18 protein-coding genes are annotated in these 19,076 nt (G+C 33.6%); 17 read left to right on the forward strand and 1 reads right to left on the reverse strand.

The genetic code is table 11. From position 1 onward, the window contains the following. Positions 1–62 precede the first annotated feature (62 nt). The 15 genes from HYG84_RS06925 (at position 63) to HYG84_RS06995 (ending at position 14,765) form a co-directional block, all read left to right on the forward strand. The gene (locus HYG84_RS06925) at positions 63–917 is read left to right on the forward strand and encodes an ABC transporter ATP-binding protein (protein WP_212381555.1); all 855 of its coding nucleotides are present in this window, start codon (positions 63–65) and stop codon (positions 915–917) included. Further along, a complete protein-coding gene (locus HYG84_RS06930; RefSeq protein ID WP_212381557.1) occupies positions 914–1,618 on the forward strand; it encodes a fluoroquinolone export ABC transporter permease subunit in 705 nt (234 codons plus the stop codon). The genes HYG84_RS06925 and HYG84_RS06930 overlap by 4 nt, the downstream gene beginning before the upstream one ends. Before the next feature lies 1 nt (position 1,619). Continuing rightward, positions 1,620–2,339, forward strand: a complete 720-nt coding sequence (locus HYG84_RS06935) for a hypothetical protein (RefSeq protein WP_212381559.1) — start codon at positions 1,620–1,622, stop codon at positions 2,337–2,339. Between the two features lie 344 nt (positions 2,340–2,683). Continuing rightward, a complete protein-coding gene (locus HYG84_RS06940; protein WP_212381561.1) occupies positions 2,684–3,586 on the forward strand; it encodes a PstS family phosphate ABC transporter substrate-binding protein in 903 nt (300 codons plus the stop codon). A 225-nt stretch (positions 3,587–3,811) separates the two neighbouring features. Further along, a complete protein-coding gene (gene pstC, locus HYG84_RS06945; protein WP_249168730.1) occupies positions 3,812–4,627 on the forward strand; it encodes a phosphate ABC transporter permease subunit PstC in 816 nt (271 codons plus the stop codon). After that, complete coding sequence (gene pstA / locus HYG84_RS06950) at positions 4,627–5,475, forward strand: phosphate ABC transporter permease PstA (RefSeq protein ID WP_212381562.1); 849 nt, start codon at positions 4,627–4,629, stop codon at positions 5,473–5,475. The genes pstC and pstA overlap by 1 nt, the downstream gene beginning before the upstream one ends. Positions 5,476–5,497: 22 nt before the next feature. Beyond that, positions 5,498–6,250 (forward strand): phosphate ABC transporter ATP-binding protein PstB, encoded by a 753-nt coding sequence (gene pstB, locus HYG84_RS06955; RefSeq protein WP_212381565.1) that lies wholly within the window; start codon positions 5,498–5,500, stop codon positions 6,248–6,250. A gap of 12 nt (positions 6,251–6,262) precedes the next feature. Next, positions 6,263–6,913: a phosphate signaling complex protein PhoU gene (gene phoU, locus HYG84_RS06960; RefSeq protein WP_212381567.1), complete on the forward strand. Its 651-nt coding sequence runs from the start codon at positions 6,263–6,265 to the stop codon at positions 6,911–6,913. A 289-nt stretch (positions 6,914–7,202) separates the two neighbouring features. Continuing rightward, on the forward strand, positions 7,203–8,054 hold the full coding sequence (locus HYG84_RS06965; protein WP_212381569.1) for a patatin-like phospholipase family protein: 852 nt from the start codon (positions 7,203–7,205) through the stop codon (positions 8,052–8,054). Positions 8,055–8,329: 275 nt separating this feature from the next. Next, positions 8,330–9,067 carry a Fe-S cluster assembly ATPase SufC gene (gene sufC, locus HYG84_RS06970; protein WP_212381571.1) on the forward strand — a complete coding sequence of 246 codons (738 nt, stop codon included), beginning with the start codon at positions 8,330–8,332 and terminating at the stop codon, positions 9,065–9,067. Positions 9,068–9,151: 84 nt separating this feature from the next. Next, positions 9,152–10,555 carry a Fe-S cluster assembly protein SufB gene (sufB, locus tag HYG84_RS06975; RefSeq protein ID WP_212381573.1) on the forward strand — a complete coding sequence of 468 codons (1,404 nt, stop codon included), beginning with the start codon at positions 9,152–9,154 and terminating at the stop codon, positions 10,553–10,555. A gap of 11 nt (positions 10,556–10,566) precedes the next feature. Next, positions 10,567–11,751 (forward strand): Fe-S cluster assembly protein SufD, encoded by a 1,185-nt coding sequence (sufD, locus tag HYG84_RS06980; protein ID WP_212381575.1) that lies wholly within the window; start codon positions 10,567–10,569, stop codon positions 11,749–11,751. Then, complete coding sequence (locus HYG84_RS06985) at positions 11,744–12,985, forward strand: cysteine desulfurase (protein ID WP_212381577.1); 1,242 nt, start codon at positions 11,744–11,746, stop codon at positions 12,983–12,985. The genes sufD and HYG84_RS06985 overlap by 8 nt, the downstream gene beginning before the upstream one ends. Further along, positions 12,975–13,409, forward strand: a complete 435-nt coding sequence (sufU, locus tag HYG84_RS06990; RefSeq protein WP_212381578.1) for a Fe-S cluster assembly sulfur transfer protein SufU — start codon at positions 12,975–12,977, stop codon at positions 13,407–13,409. The genes HYG84_RS06985 and sufU overlap by 11 nt, the downstream gene beginning before the upstream one ends. A gap of 114 nt (positions 13,410–13,523) precedes the next feature. Continuing rightward, positions 13,524–14,765: an FMN-binding protein gene (locus HYG84_RS06995; RefSeq protein WP_212381581.1), complete on the forward strand. Its 1,242-nt coding sequence runs from the start codon at positions 13,524–13,526 to the stop codon at positions 14,763–14,765. A gap of 67 nt (positions 14,766–14,832) precedes the next feature. On the opposite strand, the gene nhaC is transcribed toward HYG84_RS06995, so the two are convergent. Beyond that, positions 14,833–16,251 carry a Na+/H+ antiporter NhaC gene (nhaC, locus tag HYG84_RS07000; protein ID WP_212381583.1) on the reverse strand — a complete coding sequence of 473 codons (1,419 nt, stop codon included), beginning with the start codon at positions 16,249–16,251 and terminating at the stop codon, positions 14,833–14,835. 533 nt (positions 16,252–16,784) lie between these two features. Between nhaC and nuoE the strand changes: the two genes are divergently transcribed. After that, positions 16,785–17,315 carry an NADH-quinone oxidoreductase subunit NuoE gene (gene nuoE, locus HYG84_RS07005; RefSeq protein WP_212381585.1) on the forward strand — a complete coding sequence of 177 codons (531 nt, stop codon included), beginning with the start codon at positions 16,785–16,787 and terminating at the stop codon, positions 17,313–17,315. Between the two features lie 3 nt (positions 17,316–17,318). Next, positions 17,319–19,073, forward strand: coding sequence for an NADH-quinone oxidoreductase subunit NuoF (locus HYG84_RS07010; protein WP_212381587.1), 1,755 nt, complete (start codon positions 17,319–17,321; stop codon positions 19,071–19,073). The last annotated feature ends 3 nt before the right edge of the window (positions 19,074–19,076 follow it).

The following is a 19,076-nucleotide window of genomic DNA, read 5'->3' on the forward strand; positions in this document are numbered from 1 at the left end:
TTTTTTTAATTTAAAAAAGAACAAGTGATTTTTATTATTCTATTTTACATGGAGGGATTATTGTGATAGTAGTTGAAAATTTGAGATTTTCATATCCTTATTCAAAAAAAGAAATATTAAAGGACTTAAATTTCAAAGTAGAAAAGGGGCAGATATTTGGATTTTTAGGACCAAGCGGTGCAGGGAAGAGCACAACCCAAAGAATATTAATAGGACTTATGAAAAATTATGATGGAAAAGCTATTGTAATGAACAAAGAAATAAGAGATTGGAGAGGAGATTATTATGAAGAAATAGGAGTTTCTTTTGAACTACCTAACTTATATCATAAGCTTACTGCCATAGAAAATTTAAACTTTATTCGATCTTTTTATAATGGACCTACAGAAGAGCCGAGAAAACTTTTAGAGTTAGTAGGATTAGAAGATAAAGCTAACATCAAGGTTGGTAAATATTCAAAGGGAATGAAGATGAGATTGAACTTTGTTAGGGCTTTAATTCATCAGCCCCAATTGATATTCCTTGATGAACCAACTTCAGGATTAGATCCTGTTAGTGCTAAGAAAATAAAAGAGATTATCTTACAAAAAAAGAAAGAAGGAAAAACTATTTTTTTAACTACTCATAATATGCAAGTAGCTGAAGAGCTTTGTGATCAAGTTGCTTTTATAGTAGATGGAGAAATTAAACTCATTAGTTCTCCAAAACAGTTAAAGTTGAGGGGAACTCGATCGATTGTTACCGTGGAATATGAAAGTAAAGGAATTATTCTATCTAAGGAATTTTCTTTGGAGTCTATAGGAGAGAATAAACAATTTATTAAATGCCTTCAAGAAAATAAAGTAAAGACAATGCATAGTCAGGAAGCAACTTTAGAAGATATTTTCATTGAGGTAACAGGAAGGGGACTAATATGAAAAGATTAATTAATAGTATTAAAGGTGATATAGCTTTACAAATAAAATATGGATTTTATACTGTGTATATTGTGATTACCTTAATATATATTCTAATTTTAAGATATTTACCAATAGAGCTAGTATCAAAAGGTATTATATTTGTCATTTTACAAGATCCATCTGTTCTTGGCTTTTTCTTTATTGGTGCAATTATATTATTAGAAAAAAGCGAAAATGTAATAGAGCATTTGGTCTGTACTCCATTAACTATTAATGAATATATAATTTCTAAGGTAATTTCTCTTTCGGTTCTATCCTTGGCTACAAGTTTGGTTATTGTATTTTTTGCATATGAATACCATGTAAATTATTTTTTATTAGTAACAGGCGTAGCTATAACTTCTTTTCTTTTTATTTTAATTGGTATAGTAGCGGTAGCTCGATTTAACACAGTTAATCGTTATATGTGGAGTTCAATTCCTTACATTATGGTGTTGTTTTTACCCTTGCTAGAGCACTTTTCTATAATTGAAAGTCCTTTGTTTTATATTTTTCCTACCTATGCTTCTTTGTTGTTGATAAGAGGGGCCTTTTATTCAATTAAGTTATGGCAATTTTTATATAGTGTTGTTTATTTGATGCTTTGGATTTTTCTAGTTTATAAATGGTCATATGCTTGGTTTTATAAATACATCATATTAGACCAGGGGGGAAAATAAGATGAAAAAGTTTCTTAAATTAATGATTAATGATATAAGGAATATGACAAGAGAACCTATGTTTATTTTAATGACTATAGGGCCTTTTATTTTAGCATTAATAGGACGTTATGGTATTCCCGTAATATCAAGGAAATTTAAACCCTATATTAATCTTGCTGCTCACTATAATATCATTTCAGCTTATTTTTTAGCTTTTCCAGCCTTGTTAATAGGGGTAATGATAGGTCTTTTATTGCTGGATGAAAAAGATGATGGTGTACATTTAGCGTTAATGACTACTCCACTTGAGAAAAAAGGATATATAGCATATAGATTGCTTTTTCCTACAATAATTAGTTTTTTCTATGCCATAGTTATATTACCTATTGTAGGTTTCACTTCTATCTCTTTTATACCCACTCTATTAATTGCTACTATGATGTCCTTAGAGGCACCAATGGCTGCTTTATTTATATCAAGCTTTGCAAGTAATAAAATAGAGGGATTAACATTGTCGAAAACATTAAGTGTTTTAATTTTATCACCTTTATTAGGATATATACTAAAGTCAATATGGCGATGGACTGGAGCTATATTTCCATATTATTGGTCAATACTATCGGTTGTTAGAGCAGTTGAAGGAGGAATAGAATTTTGGCTTTTTATTGTTATTGGAATGATTAATCATATCCTAATTTTAACAGTGCTTATAAAGCGGTTTAACCGCAACATATGCTAGAATTCATTTGATTAAAATAAGATATATATGACAAACATATATATCTTATTTTTTTATTTTATAAATTAGATTTTCCAATTTAGCAAATCAATTAACATCAAGTTAATATAAAATTAATTATCCTAACAAAGAAACCAAGTATACTGAACATTGTGGACAACTTTGCTTTGGAATGGGAATTGCAATGGGATTTAAAATAGTTAACACAAACATAACATGCGATTAACAAATATAACAGAGGATTAACTTAGGGTTAACCATTAAAAAGCAGCAGGATATTATAATTAATTTGTAAGGTAGGGAATACAAATTAAAACATTGGGATTACGAAGGGAGAATGTAAATTGAAAAAAATAGCTTTATTATTAGCATTGGTAATGGCGGCGTCAGTAGCATTAATAGGTTGTGGAAAAGATACACCAACCAACAAAGATAACAATTCAGGTTCTGTAGAGCAAAATGAAAATAATGGAGTTGATTTTAGTAAATTAGTAGAGATTAAGGGTTCTGATACTATGGTTAACCTTGGACAATTATGGGCAGAACAATTTATGGATAAAAACCCAGAGGCTCAACTGGCAGTTACAGGTGGAGGATCTGGTACAGGAATTGCAGCAATTATTAACGGAACTGCTGATATTGCACAGTCATCTAGACAAATAAAGGATAAGGAAATGGAAGAGGCAAAGGCTAACAGTTTTGAACTAAAAGAATTTGTTGTAGGTAGAGATGGTATTGCCATTGCAGTAAATAAAGATAATCCTATAGAAGCTTTAACATTAGAACAGCTTAAAGATATTTTTACAGGAAAGATAACTAACTGGAAAGAGATAGATGGTAATGACGAAAAAATTGTAATTATGTCAAGGGAATCTAACTCAGGAACCTATGTGTTTTTTAAGGAATTTGTATTAAAGGACGAAGAATATGCTACCTCTGCTCTATTAATGCCATCAAACCAAGCTATAGTTGAAGGATTAAAACAAGATACAAGTGGAATTGGCTATATAGGGCTTGCTTATGCTAACGATGAAATTAAGGTTATACCTGTTAAAAAAGACGATAACAGCGAAGGTGTAATGCCATCCTTAGAAACTATTAATGCAGGGGATTACCCGGTTTCTAGACCATTATTCTTATACACAGCAGGAGACCCAGATGGTGTTGTTAAATTATATATGGACTTTATTATGGGACAAGAAGGACAAGGTATTGTTGAAGAAATTGGATTTATTCCGGTTAAGTAGCAGATATTGATTATTAATAGACTTAGGGGTTCGGGTGGAGTTAAAGCTCTATCTGAACTTGGTCTTTGCTATAGAAAATACGAGATAATCGTGAGGTGATTATATAAGGAAGCTACTATAAACATACCAAAAACCCAGCATAGGAAAAGCCTTAAGAAGACTGTTGAGAATCAACTTGGAGAATATTTAATAGAAAAAGCAATTTTCATACTGGGTATCACTTCAGTGGTTATAGTTTTATTAATCTTCTTTTTCCTATTTAGATCTGGAATAGCACTTTTTAAAGACATATCTTTAAAAGACTTTTTGTTCGGGAAAAATTGGTTTCCGGTATCTAGCAATCCTCAATATGGGATTTTACCTTTAGTGGCAGGATCTCTATTGGTGACAGCAGGGGCTATTATCATTTCTGTCCCTATAGGAGTAGGTTGTGCCATATATATTTCTCAGGTTGCAGGACCTAAAACTAGAACTGGATTGAAGATTATTATAGAGTTTTTATCTGCAATTCCTTCTGTAGTGTTGGGGTTTTTAGGAATGGTAGTATTGTCTATGTTGGTAAAAAATGCTTTCTCCTTATCAACAGGGTTTACTGCCTTAACTGGTTCTATATTAGTATCATTAATGGCTTTACCAACAATAGTAAGTATTGCAGATGATGCTATTAATGCTTTGCCTAAGGAGTATAATGAGGCTTCCTTAGCCCTGGGGGCTACAAAATGGGAAACTATTCGATATGTTTTAGTTCCTGCTGCATCTTCGGGAATCATTGCTGGTATAATGCTCGGAATTGGAAGAGCTATTGGGGAAACAATGACTGTTATGATGGTAACAGGAAATGCAGCGAAGATAACTGGAAATATTTTATCTCCTGCTAGAACAATGACAGCTACAATTGCGGCGGAAATGGGGGATACAGTAAGAAATGGTACTCATTACAATGCCTTATTTGCTGTAGGTATTGTACTGTTATTAATGAGTACAGCTATAAATATAATTGCAGATTATGTAGTTTCCCGGTCTAAAAAGGAGGCACAGTAATGGATAAGAAAAAAATTCAAGAAAAAGTTGCCTTTAGCATTTTAACCTGTACTATGCTACTTGTAGTAATACCAATAATACTAATTATAGGATTTATTTTATATAAAGGAATTGAAACTATTAATTGGGGCTTTATAACCGAAATGCCTAGGAAGGGAATGAAGGAAGGTGGAATTTATCCTGCTATTGTTGGTACGGTGTATTTAGTACTTGGAACAATGGCCTTTGCACTACCTTTAGGTATTGGATCCGCTATATATTTAAATGAATATGCGAAAAGAGGAAGACTGACAAAGCTAATAAGACTTGCTATATTAAATCTTGCTGGAGTTCCTTCAGTTGTTTATGGTCTATTTGGATTAGGATTGTTTGTGTTTTTTTTAGGTTTTGGTACTTCAATTTTGGCGGGTTCATTGACATTAGCGTGTCTCATTCTTCCAGTAATAATTACGGCATCTGAAGAGGCTTTAAAAAGTGTGCCTGCAGAATATAGGGAAGCCTCTTTAGCACTAGGAGTTACAAAATGGCAAACTATAAGGCATGTAGTTTTGCCCTATGCAATGCCTGGAATTTTAACTGGAGCAATATTAGGTATAGGTAGGGCGGCGGGAGAAACAGCACCGATATTATTGACTGTAGCTGCATTCTTTTTACCTAGATTACCAAAATCAATTTTTGATCAGGCTATGGTTCTACCTTATCATCTATATATTATTTCTACTCAAGTACCTAATATGCCTGAAGGTATTCAATACGGAACTGCTCTTGTGCTATTAGGAGTAATTTCTATATTTTTTATTATTGCAACTACAATTCGAATTAAAATGAAAGTAGCCAATCGTAGTTAACTAAGGGATCAGGAGGTAAAATATGTCTAAAATTTTAGTTAAGGACCTAGATTTATATTATGGAAGCTTTCAAGCATTAAATAATATTTCCTTAAATATTGATGAAAAAAAGGTAACAGCTTTAATTGGACCTTCTGGCTGTGGTAAATCAACATTTTTAAGAACATTAAATCGAATGAATGATTTAATAGAAGGGATTCGTATAAATGGGAATTTAGAACTAGAAGGGCAAAATGTATATGAAAAAGATGTAGATGTAGTTGCCCTTAGAAGAAGGGTAGGTATGGTATTTCAAAAACCAAATCCTTTTCCAAAATCAATTTATGAAAATGTGGCCTACGGTTCTAAAAGATATGGAGTGAATTCTAAAATAGAGCTAGATGAGATCGTTGAGAAAAGCTTAAAAAAAGCAGCTCTATGGGATGAAGTTAAGGATCGGCTAAATAAATCTGCCCTTGGACTATCTGGTGGGCAACAGCAAAGGCTATGTATTGCAAGGGCACTGGCGATGGAGCCAGAGGTGTTGTTAATGGACGAACCTACATCTGCATTAGATCCAATTGCTACAGCTAAAATCGAAGAGCTTATTATGGAGCTAAAAAAAGAGTATACAATAATAATAGTAACTCATTCAATGCAACAGGCTGCAAGAATATCAGATAGTACTGCTTTTTTCCTAATGGGAGAATTAATTGAAGTAGGGAAGACAAAGGATATTTTCACAACACCTAGGGATAAGCGAACAGAGGACTATATTACAGGTCGTTTTGGATAGAGAGGAGATAAAATGAGAGAAAGATTTATTAACCAATTAAGAGAACTAAATATTAAGCTATTAAGAATGGGCTCTATGGTTGAAAATATTATTGAAGTATCCGTTCAATCCTTAGTAAACAAGGATCTAGATATGGCAAGGAAGGTGTACGAGCTGGATGACGAGATAGATGAATTAGAACTGAAGATTGAGAATGACTGTATGCAGTTACTAGCCCTTCAACAGCCAATGGCAAAGGATTTAAGAACTATAGGAACTATATTAAAAATTATAACTGACTTAGAAAGAATGGGGGATCATGCGGTTAATATTGCTAAGATTACTATTAAAATAGGGAACGCACCTCTTATTAAGCCTCTTATTGATATTCCTAGGATGGCAAAGTTAGCAGAAGACATGGTAAGTAAAAGTCTAGATGCTTTTATGAAGGAAGATGTAGAATTAGCTAAAGAGGTTGCTTTTGAGGATGAAGCAGTAGATGAAATTTACGAAGATATATATATGGAACTGATTGAAATGATGATTGAAAAACCAGAAATCATTCAACAAGCTACCTATTTACTTTTTATCGGTAGGTATTTAGAGCGTATCGCTGACCATGCTACCAATGTAGGAGAACGGATTATTTATATGGTAACAGGGGAAAGGGTGGAAATAAATTAAATAAAGTTATATTTATAGCCATGCAATGGATACAGGATATTTTACTGTATTCATTACATGGCTTTTGGAATTTAAATAGAAGCTTTAGGATCTAATAGTATATGTTTTGTTAAAGAGTACATTTAATTTTATATAAAAAAGGAATAAATATTATTAGTATAGAAGGGTATAAAGTGGAACATGTTCCTTATATATTTGTTTCTTAGTTCTAACTTTATAGAAAAAGAGAAGTTCTAGAACTGAAGTGTATCGGACATACTTTAAATAGACAGGAAGGGGGAGGTATATTATGAAAAAAATAGGATTAGTACTTGAAGGTGGAGGAATGAGGGGAGTTTATACCAGTGGTGTATTGGACTTTTTTATGGAGAACAATATGTATTTTCCTTACACAATAGGAGTTTCAGCAGGAGCTTGTAATGCTGTATCCTATATTTCTAGACAAATTGGGCGAAGTAAGAAAGCCACAGTAGATTCCATAGATGATCCTAACTATATAAGTTATAGAAACTTGATTCGTCACGGTTATTTATTTCATATGGATTTAATATTTGATGAAATGCCAAATAAACTTATACCCTTTGATTACGAAACCTTCTATAATTCTAAAGAGGAATGTGTAATTGTTGCATCCAACTGTGAGACTGGTAGGCCCGTATATTTTTCTAAAAAAGATTGTAAAGATATAATGATGGTTTGTAGAGCTTCTAGTAGTCTTCCATTAGTTTCTAATATTGTTGAAATAGATGGTATGCCTCTTATGGATGGTGGAATAACGGATTCTATACCCATAAGGAAATCAATAAATGATGGTAATGAAGTAAATGTCCTAATTTTAACTAGGGATAGGGAATATAGAAAGAAGCCTACTCGGGGTAAGTGGCTATTTGAAAAGGCATACGAAAAATATCCAAAGTTCCAAGAAGCTATTTTAAACCGATACAAATCATACAATAAAACTTTAGATTATATTGATGAACTTGAAAAAGAAAACAAGGTATTTGTTATTAGACCCAGTGAACCGGTCAAAATAAAGCGTATTGAAAAAGATACGGAAAAGCTTACAGAACTTTATAATGCAGGCTATGAAGATGCAAAAGTCATTTTTCCTAAGTTGTTAGAATGGATTAGTGACAAATAATAAGATAAGTCAGTTTAAAGGTTGAAACGAAATACACCTTTAGGCTGGCTTTTTTATTAGATGAAAGCATTCATTAAAGATGTTTTACCCAATATATGATGAAAATAATATAAATTTCTGTATACATTAAATAATTAATACAATAATTTAATGATAATGATTATTGCTATTAACCATAGTAATATGATAAAATAATAAATATAATTCCGAGCTACCAACTAGGAATTAAGAAAAAGCTAAATTAAAATAATAATAAATAAAAAGGAGTTATGAAAATGAGTAAATCGTTGCTTAAGATTAATAACTTACATGTTTCTATAGGAGAGAAAAGAATCTTAAAGGGTTTAAATTTAGAGATTAAACCTGGTGAAATTCACGCAATTATGGGACCTAACGGTGGGGGTAAAAGTACATTATCCAACACTATAATGGGAAGTCCAAAAGGTGTAGTGGAGGAAGGAAGTATTTTACTAGAAGGGGAAGAGATAAATAATTTAACAACAGATGAAAGAGCAAAAAAAGGAATCTTTTTATCCTTCCAATATCCAGAAGAAATTCCTGGAGTAACAGTACAAAATTTTTTAAGAACTGCTTACAATGCAGTTAAAAATGAAAATATTTCAATTTTAAAGTTTGAAAAGCTATTGAAAGATAAGATGGCTTTATTAGATATGAAGGAAGAATATGCAAATCGTTATTTAAATGAAGGCTTCTCTGGTGGAGAAAAGAAAAAGAATGAAATTTTACAAATGTCTATTTTAGGGCCTAAGCTTGCTATTTTAGATGAGACGGATTCAGGGTTAGATATTGATGCATTAAGAATAGTATCAGAAGGAGTTAATAAGGCAAAAGCAGAGGATACAGCAGTTCTTATTATTACTCACTATAATAGAATTCTTGATTATATTAAGCCAGATGTAGTGCACGTATTGATGGACGGTAAAATTGTAAAAAGCGGTGATCGTAATTTAGCTAAAATGCTAGAAGACACAGGATACGAAGATATTAAATGATATATTCAAAATAAGTTCTATTAGTATTTTATTTTAAGTCTGTAAAAAATGTATATTACAACTCTGCTTAAGGAGGTAAAATAAGTGAGCAAAAAATATATAGAAGATATCGATTTTAGTCGTTATGACGTTAAAAATGAAGTTAGATTTAGCTATAAAACAGAAAAAGGTCTAACAAGAGAAATAGTTGAAGCCATATCCAACCAAAAGAATGAGCCCGATTGGATGAGAGATTTTCGATTAAAGTCCTTAGATATTTACAATAGCAAACCAATCCCGACTTGGGGGGTAGATCTTAGTGAACTAAATCTAGATGAAATAATTACTTATTTAAGATCAGACACTAAAATGAATCATACTTGGGATGATGTGCCAGATGATATTAAAAATACCTTTGAGTTGTTAGGCATTCCAAAGGCAGAAAGAGAAGCCTTGGCAGGTGTGGGGGCCCAATACGATTCGGAAGTAGTATACCACAGTATGCAAGACGAATTAGCAAAGCAAGGTGTTATATTCACTGATATGGAAGCTGCTGTAAGAGATCATGGAGAAATGGTTAAGGAATATTTTATGACAAAATGTGTTCCTCCAAATGATCATAAATTTGCAGCCTTACATGGCGCAGTATGGAGTGGAGGTAGCTTTGTTTATGTACCACCTGGGGTAAAGGTAGAAATCCCACTACAAGCATACTTTAGAATGAATGCTCCAGGTTCTGGGCAGTTTGAGCATACTTTAATTATTGTAGATAAAGGGGCAGAACTTCATTTTATTGAAGGATGCTCGGCGCCTCAATATTCAGTCCATAACCTACATGCGGGTTGCGTGGAGCTTTTCGTAAAGGAAGGTGCTAGATTAAGATATAGTACGATAGAAAACTGGAGCCGTAATACTTATAACTTAAATACAAAGAGAGTTATCGTTGAAAAAGATGGAATAATGGAATGGGTATCTGGGTCCTTTGGTAGTAAAGTTTCTATGCTATATCCTTGTACAGTTTTAAAGGGTGAAGGTGCGAAGGTGGACCATACTCAAATTACCTTTTCAGCTAGGGGGCAAAACTTAGATACAGGATCTAAAATAATCCATGCGGCACCTAATACAACATCTAGAGTTATTTCAAAGAGCATTTCTAAGGATGGAGGTATTGCATTTTATAGAGGATTATTAAGAGTTGCTCCTAATGCACATGGTTGCAAGGCAAATGTGGAGTGTGAATCCCTAATGCTAGATAATGAATCAAGAGCGGATACTGTACCAATTATTGAACTTATGAATGATGATATAGATATTGGGCATGAAGCAAAGGTAGGAAGGATTAGTGAAGAACAAATATATTATTTAATGAGTAGAGGAATTGGAGAACAAGAGGCAAAAGCAATGATCGTAAGGGGCTTTGTTGAACCTATTGCAAACTCCTTGCCTTTAGAATATGCGGTTGAGCTTAATCGATTAATTAAACTAGAGCTAGAAGGAGCAATAGGTTAGGAGGGAGAAAAATGATAAAAGTGCAGCCAATGGATGAAAATACTTGTACAGAAATAAGCAGAGAAGATTCTTCGTATGTGCAAGTGGAAAGAAATAAGGCATTAAAATTGTTTTTGAATGAATCTGTGCCAAAGTGGAAGAGGGTAAAGCTAAATGATTTCAAAGTTCCGAGTTACAGTAGATATGAATATCCATATTTTAAAATTGGAGCAGAAACTGAATTTTGCCTAGAGGAAATATCAATTGCCCTTAATGATAACTCTAGGGTTAAGGAAGTCGTTAATATAAATAAAAGTTTCGGCGTTGGCAAAAAGTTTACATCAATGGTTGAAGCTTTTTACAATGCTGGAATAATGCTTCATGTTCCTAAAAATACTCAGGTTTCAAATGTTATTAAAATTGATTACAGATTGGATAGAGATAACCCACTACTATTAGATTACAACATTATTTTGGCAGAACAGAGCAGTAAGGTTACTATTGTAATAGACTACAATAGTGAGAATGGAGTAGATAGTCTATTCCACAATGGAATTACTAAAATAATTGCAAAGGCAGATTCAGAAGTAAATATTGTTAAACTACAAAGAATGCAGGATACTTCCTATCACTTTGACTCTAACATCGCTATAGTAGAAGGAGATGCAAGGGTAAATTGGTACACAATTGAAATGGGCAGTTTTTTGAGTGCAACAGATTTCAGCACCTATTTAGATGAAAGGGGAAGCGAAGGTACACTTAAGTCTTTATTTTTAGGTGATGGAGAAAGAAAACTAGATATGTCTTATCAAATGACACATTTAGGTGCTAACTCAAATAGTGATATTCAAAGCCACGGAGCATTAAAGGATAAAGCCTACTCTATTTTTAGAGGTAACTTAGACCTGAAAAAGGGTGCTAAAAAATCTGTTGGAGCAGAAAGTCAAACAGTTCTTTTGTTAGATAAGGAAGTTCGCTGCGATGCTTTACCTGTGTTGCTTTGTGAAGAGGACGATGTAAAAGCTAATCATGCAGCTAGTGCAGGGCAATTAGAAAAAAGTAAGCTTTATTACTTGATGAGCAGAGGACTATCTATGTTGGAAGCAAAAAAACTTATTATAGAGGGCTCTTTTAGACCTATCATAGATCAGATCCCTATGGTAGATATACGAGAAATTGTGGAAGAGGAAGTTACAAGGAGGATTATCCATGGATAATACTTTTGATATTAAACAAATAAGAAAAGACTTTCCTATACTTCAGACAACTGCCTACGGAAAACCTTTAATATATTTAGATAGTGGAGCCACTACTCAAAAACCTGTTCAAGTAATTAAGACTATGGAGAGATACTATAAGGAGTACAATGCCAATGTCCATCGTGGAGCACACTATTTAAGCATAATGGCTACAGAGGCCCATGAAACTGCGAGAGAAAGAGTTGCAGGTTTTATAGGAGCGTCTAACTCAAGTTCAATTATATTTACAAGAAATGCTACGGAAGGGATAAATTTAATAGCATATGCTTGGGCTATGGATCATCTTAAAGCAGGAGATGAAATTATTCTTACTATAGCAGAACATCACAGTAATATACTTCCTTGGCAATACGTCGCACAAAAAACTGGAGCGATTTTAAAATATGTCTATTTAACAGAAGATGAAAGATTAGATATAGACCAGTATAGAAAAATGATTAATAGTAAAGTAAGGCTAGTAACAATTCAGCATATGTCTAATGTTTTAGGTATTATCAATCCTGTAGAGGAAATTATTAGTCTAGCCCATGAAAAAGGAGCGAGGGTTTTAGTAGATGGAGCCCAAAGTGTTCCACATATGCCGGTTGATGTATCTAAACTAGACTGTGATTTTCTAGTGTTCTCTGCTCATAAAATGTGTGGGCCAATGGGGATAGGTGTACTATATATTAAGAAAAATATGTTAGATCAAGTAAACCCATTTCTCTTTGGTGGAGAAATGATTGCAGAAGTGGAGGAGCAAAGTGCAACCTTTGCACCAGCTCCACTAAAGTTTGAGGCAGGGACACCAAATGTAGGCGGAAGTATTGGTCTTGTAAGCGCTATTGACTATTTAGAGTCTATAGGAATGGATAAAATTTTAGAGCATGAAAGGCAGCTTACCTCCTTTGCAATAAAAAAAATGTCCTCTTTAGATTTTATAAAAATACACGGACCTTTAAATATGAAAAACAGAGGAGGAGTTATTTCCTTTAGCGTAAAGGGAGTTCATCCCCATGATGTGGCTACTATATTAGATCAAGATGGTATTGCTGTTAGAAGCGGTCATCATTGTGCCCAGCCTTTAATGAAATACTTAGATGTACCAGCTACATCTAGGGCAAGCTTTTATATTTATAACACTATGGAGGAAGTAGAGATATTTATCAATAGACTTAAAAATATAAGGAAGTGGTTTAAATATGGATCTTAATCAATTATATTCCCAAGTTATTTTAGAGCACTATGAAAATTCTACTCATCGTAGAGAAATGGAGGGAGATCACATATGTGAGAGGGGATATAGTCCTCTTTGTGGTGATGATATAACGCTACAGGTAAAGTTTAATAAAAATATTATTGAGGATGTAGCCTTTAAAGGTAAGGGCTGTGCTATAAGCCAGGCTTCTACTTCTATGCTTATTGATCTTATAAAAGGAAAAAATGTAGAAGAAGTTTTAAAACTTATTGATGAATTTTTGAAGATGATTAAAAAGGAAGATGGAGATTATGAAATTCTGGAGGATGCGCAGATTCTACAAGGCGTTTCAGACTTTCCAGCTAGGATTAAATGTGCAGTTTTAGCATGGCATACACTTAAAAATATAATTGTAAAACAATATGAAATGAGCAAGTAATAAATAACGTATATTGATTAATCTACATTATTAAAAAGTTGTTTTAAAAAGACAAGAACTATGATATGATGATGTAGTGTGATACAATTATAACAATTTTGGAGGTGTCTAGTTGTGGATAAACAACAAAAAATTGCACTTATTTTAATGCCTATATTAGCAATTGGTATTTTGGCAGGCGGAATGTTTATGTCAGGTAAAGCGAATCCGGCTTCAGCTGCTACTTATACAGACGGTGTATACGAAGGTGAAGGAGAAGGATTTGCAGGAGCAATTAAAGTTAAGGTTGCAGTAGAAGGTGGAAAAATTGCTTCTATAGAGCTATTAGAGCATGGTGAAACAGAAGGAATCGGCGATAAGGGAGCAGAAGCAGTTATTGCAAGCATTATTGCAGAGCAAAAAACAGATGTAGATGTATCATCTGGAGCTACATTATCAAGTAATGGTGTAATGGAAGCTGTTAAAAATGCTTTAGCTGGTGCTGGAGGATCACAAAGCTTTACAGATGGAGAGTTTGAAGGTGAGGCAGAAGGATTCCACGGAGTTCTTAAACTTAAGGTTAAAGTAGATAGCGGAAAAATCACTTCTATAGAATTATTAGAGCATGGCGAAACTGAAGGAATCGGTGACGTAGGAGCTCAAGAAGTTATTGATAGAATTATTGCAGAACAAAAAACAGATGTTGATGTATCAACTGGAGCTACATTCTCAAGTAATGCTGTAATGGAAGCTGTTAAAAATGCTTTAGCAGGAGGAACTGGTGGAGCAGAAGAAACTGCTGAAGAAATTGAATTTATTGATGGAGTTTACGAAGGAGCAGCAGAAGGCTTCCATGGAAATATTAAAGTTAAAGTAGAAGTTAAAGATGGAAAACTTGTAATTGTAGAGGTTTTAGAGCAGGATGAAACAGAAGGAATCGGTGATGTTGCTTTAGAAGAACTTTCAGAAACTATGGTTACAGAGCAAAATATTGAAATTGACAATGTATCAGGAGCAACTTATTCAAGCAAAGGAATTAAAGAGGCTGTTAAAAATGCTCTATTATCTGCTGGTTCTGCAGAAGCTGTAGAAGCTGTTGAGGAAATTGAATTTGTTGATGGAGTTTATGAGGGAGCTGCTGAAGGCTTCCACGGAGATGTTAAAGTAAAGGTTGAAGTTAAAGACGGAAAGCTTGCTAAAGTAGAAGTTTTAGAGCAAAGTGAAACAGAAGGAATAGGTGATGTTGCTCTAGAAGAATTAGCAAATACTATGGTTGAAAAGCAAACTGTTGAAGTTGACGATGTATCAGGAGCAACTTTCTCAAGTACAGGAATTAAAGAAGCTGTTAAAAGTGCATTAAAAGGTACATCTAAATAAATAAGGACACTAAAAAACCTCGAGGAAGCTCGAGGTTTTTTAATGTCTAGAATTCGATGCGATGTTATTAAATAGGCTTTATTTGCTTACTGCCGTTTTTTTTATTATTATCTATCTTGGTAATACTAAATCCTGTATATCCATAAATTATAGCAATAATAGGATTAATTATATTTAAGAAAGCAAATGGTGCAAATGCAAATGGTGAAACCAATAGAGCACTGTGCATAAATGCTCCACATGTGTTCCAAGGTATTAATGCTGATGTTAAAGTACCCGCATCCTCTAGGGTTCTTGATAATACTTTAGGATGAATTCCTCTTTCATCATAAACATCTTTGTACATTCTACCAGGTATTACTATTGATAGATACTGGTCTGCAGCAAGGAAGTTAACTGCTATACTAGTTAGAATGGTAGCTGTAATTAATGACCCTGTATTGTTGGCAAATTTTAAAATAGTATTGCCAATAGCTTGAAGCATTCCGGTTTTTTCCATAATACCGCCAAATGTCATAGCTAATAAAATTAGTGAAACTGTCCACATCATAGAGTCTAATCCACCACGGTTTAAAAGCTCATCAACCATTTCAACACCACTCTCAATTTCGAAACCATAGTGAGCAGCATTTATAATGTCTCCAATGTTAGATCCCTGGAATATTGCGGCAAATATACCACCAATTGTAGTACCTGCAATTAAGCCTGGTAGTGCAGGAATTTTAAGTACTACTAAAATAATAACTATAACTGGTGGAAGTAGAAGTAAAGGTGAAATATTAAAGTTGCTCGATATACCATTTAAAATGATATCAATATTAGCTGTATCTAGTACTTGCCCTGCATATTTGATACCTATAATACCATATAAAATTAGTGCTATTATAAAGCTAGGAAGAGTAGTATAAAGCATATGCTGTATATGCTCAAATAGTGTGGCTCCTGCCATTGCAGGTGCTAGATTTGTAGTATCTGAAAGGGGTGACATCTTATCTCCGAAGTATGCACCTGAAACAATTGCACCGGCCACTATTTCCATAGGTATGCCTAATCCTTGACCAACTCCCATAAGTGCTATACCTACAGTACCAGCTGTAGTCCAAGAACTACCTGTAGCTAGAGAAACTATGGCACATATGATTGCTGTAGCCACTAAGAATATTCCAGGTGATAAGATCTTTAATCCGTAATAAATCATTGTAGGAACTGTGCCACTTAAAATCCAAACTCCAATTACAGTACCTATTATCATTAATATTAATATAGCTTGCATTGCCATTTGAATAGTTTCAATTGATCCCTTTTCTATCTCATTCCATTTATATCCTAATGAGAATATAGCTATTCCAGCAGCTACTACAATAGCAACAATTATAGGAATATGAGGATCCGCTTCAAACTTTGTAATTGCTATAAATAATGATGCTACCAATACAATAATAGGGATAAAAGCATGAACAAGCGTAGCTTCTTTTTTGGTTTTCATAAAAATAAATTCCTCCCCCAAATAATGTTAATTAATTAACTATTCTGTTTTAATAATCAAGCTATATTTTAAATCCAATCCTCCCTTCTCAAATATATAAATTAATACTCTGTTTAGGTTAAGTTATCATCTAGCGCGAACCCTAACTTCTGTGGTTTAAAGAGGTAGACTTTGTTTAGATTCTTCTACTTGATACAATAGTTTTGAAAAACTGGCTCTTGAATCAAGTATAATTATAAATATATTACTATAAATTTATAGAAAATTCAAACATATTTTCAAATAGATAATTTATTAAAAGCAAAAGATATGCTTCCAAAAATAAGAAGATTACTTAACCTAAAAGTCATTTACAAGATTTTAGTACCATGTTATTATATAGTTGAAATGTTTTAAATGGTCAGTCAACGTTTAATTTTTAACTAATTATTAAGATAAATCTTAGAGAATATTAATAGGTTATTGAAGTTTTGTAGCATAAAAATATATTTTTATACTACAAAACACATTTATGTTGGAAGGAGTGGGGATAAATGGCTTGTTGTGAAGGAAAAAAGGATTATAAGAGCACAGCAAATGTTACAGTACGGGATGAGGGCAAGCTGGCATCAATTCTTAGTAAGTATGAGGGAAAAAAAGGGAGCCTTATTAGCATTTTACAAGATGTTCAGGAGTACTATAACTATTTACCAATAGATGCTCTAGACTATATAGCTAAGGAGACTGGTATTAAGCCTGCTAAGATACATGGCGTTGCTACATTCTATACTCAATTTCGATTAAAACCAGTAGGTGAAAATTTAATAATGCTTTGTCAAGGTACTGCCTGTCATGTAAATGGATCTAAGACTATTGAGGAAGCAATTAATGAGGAATTAAAAATAAAAGACGGAGAAACAACGGAAGATAACTTATTCACTTTAATAAATGTAGCCTGCCTAGGTTGTTGTAGCCTATCACCAGTAATGATGATAAATGATGAAACATATGGTAAATTAACACCAGAAAAAACAAAGAGCATTATTAGGGAAATTAAGGATAAACAACAAATAAAGGGGGCTTAATATATGAAAATTATTGTGGGGCAAGGTAGCTGTGGGATAGCTGCCGGTGCTAATAAAGTATATGATGCCATAGCAGAAGAAATAAAAGATATGAATATAGATGTGGAGTTAACTACTACTGGCTGCATAGGAATGTGTTATTTAGAACCAATTGTAGATTTTATTGATGATGATGGAGAAAAAACAGTTTTTGTAAAAGTTGATGCTAAAATGGCTAAGGAAATTGTTAATGGTATAGTTCAGAATAACGAGAACTCCAATGAGTATTTAATAGATGAGATTGATATAGGTATTCTATCTAAACAAAAACGTGTGGCTTTAAAAAACTGTGGAGTAATCAATCCAGAAAGTATTGATGAATATATAGCTTCTGGTGGGTATAAGGCTCTTAAAAAGTGTCTTGAAAGTATGACCCCGGAAGATGTTATAGAAGAGATTAAAATTGCAGGGTTAAAGGGAAGAGGAGGAGCAGGTTTTCCAACATGGTTTAAGTGGAATGCAGCGAAGCAATCTCAAGGCAATGTTAAATACGTGGTATGTAATGCAGATGAAGGTGATCCAGGTGCCTTTATGGATAGAAGTATACTAGAAGGTGATCCTCATAATTTAATAGAAGGAATGATAATAAACGGATATGCAATAGGGGCTTCGGAGGGAATTGTTTATGTAAGAGCCGAGTATCCATTGGCTATAAAACGACTAAATAATGCAATAGAACAAGCTAGAATTAGAGGTTATTTGGGCAAAAATATTTTTGGATTAGATAAATTTGATTTTGATTTAAGAATTAAGGCAGGTGCAGGGGCATTTGTATGTGGGGAGGAAACAGCACTTATTGAGTCTCTACAGGGTGAGAGAGGTATGCCTAGATTAAAGCCTCCGTTCCCAGCACAAAAAGGCTATTGGGATAAGCCTACTAATATTAATAATGTTGAAACCTTTGCAAATGTACCGTGGATATTAGCAAACGGTGGAAGTGCCTTTTCTTCTATGGGTGCAGAAAATAGTAAAGGGACAAAAGTTTTCGCCCTAACTGGCAAGATTAATAAAGGTGGACTAGTCGAAGTTCCTATGGGGATACCTCTAAGGGAAGTAATATTTGATATAGGTGGAGGAATTATCGACAATAAGCAGTTTAAGGCAGTACAAATGGGCGGGCCATCTGGAGGATGTATACCTGCTAATCTTTTAGATACATCAGTGGATTATGAGTCTATTTCTAGGGTAGGAGCCATTATGGGTTCTGGTGGTATGGTTGTTATGGATGAAACAACCTGTATGGTAGATATGGCAAGATTTTTCCTAGACTTTACTCGTAAAGAATCCTGTGGAAAGTGTATTCACTGCAGAATAGGTACAAAAAGGATGCTAGAGATATTAACCAGAATTTGTGAGGGTGAAGGACAAGAAGGAGACATCGAACTTTTAGAAGACCTAGGAGAAAAAATAAAGGAAGGCTCCTTATGTGGACTAGGTCAATCAGCACCAAATCCAGTACTAAGCACTATTAGGTACTTTAGAGATGAATATGAGCGTCACATTAATGATAAGAAGTGTCCTGCTAAGCAATGTACTAATTTATTAGAATATATGATTTTAGATGATAAATGTATTGGATGTGGTCTTTGTAAACGAAACTGCCCTGTCAATGCTATTGCAGGAGAACGTAAAGAAGCTCATAGAATTAACCAAGAAATATGTATTAAGTGTGGTAAGTGTTATGAGGCTTGCAAGTTTAGTGCAGTGACAGTTGACTAATAC

This window comes from Alkaliphilus sp. B6464, from assembly GCF_018141165.1.
In the GTDB taxonomy this organism is placed as follows: domain Bacteria; phylum Bacillota; class Clostridia; order Peptostreptococcales; family Natronincolaceae; genus Alkaliphilus_B.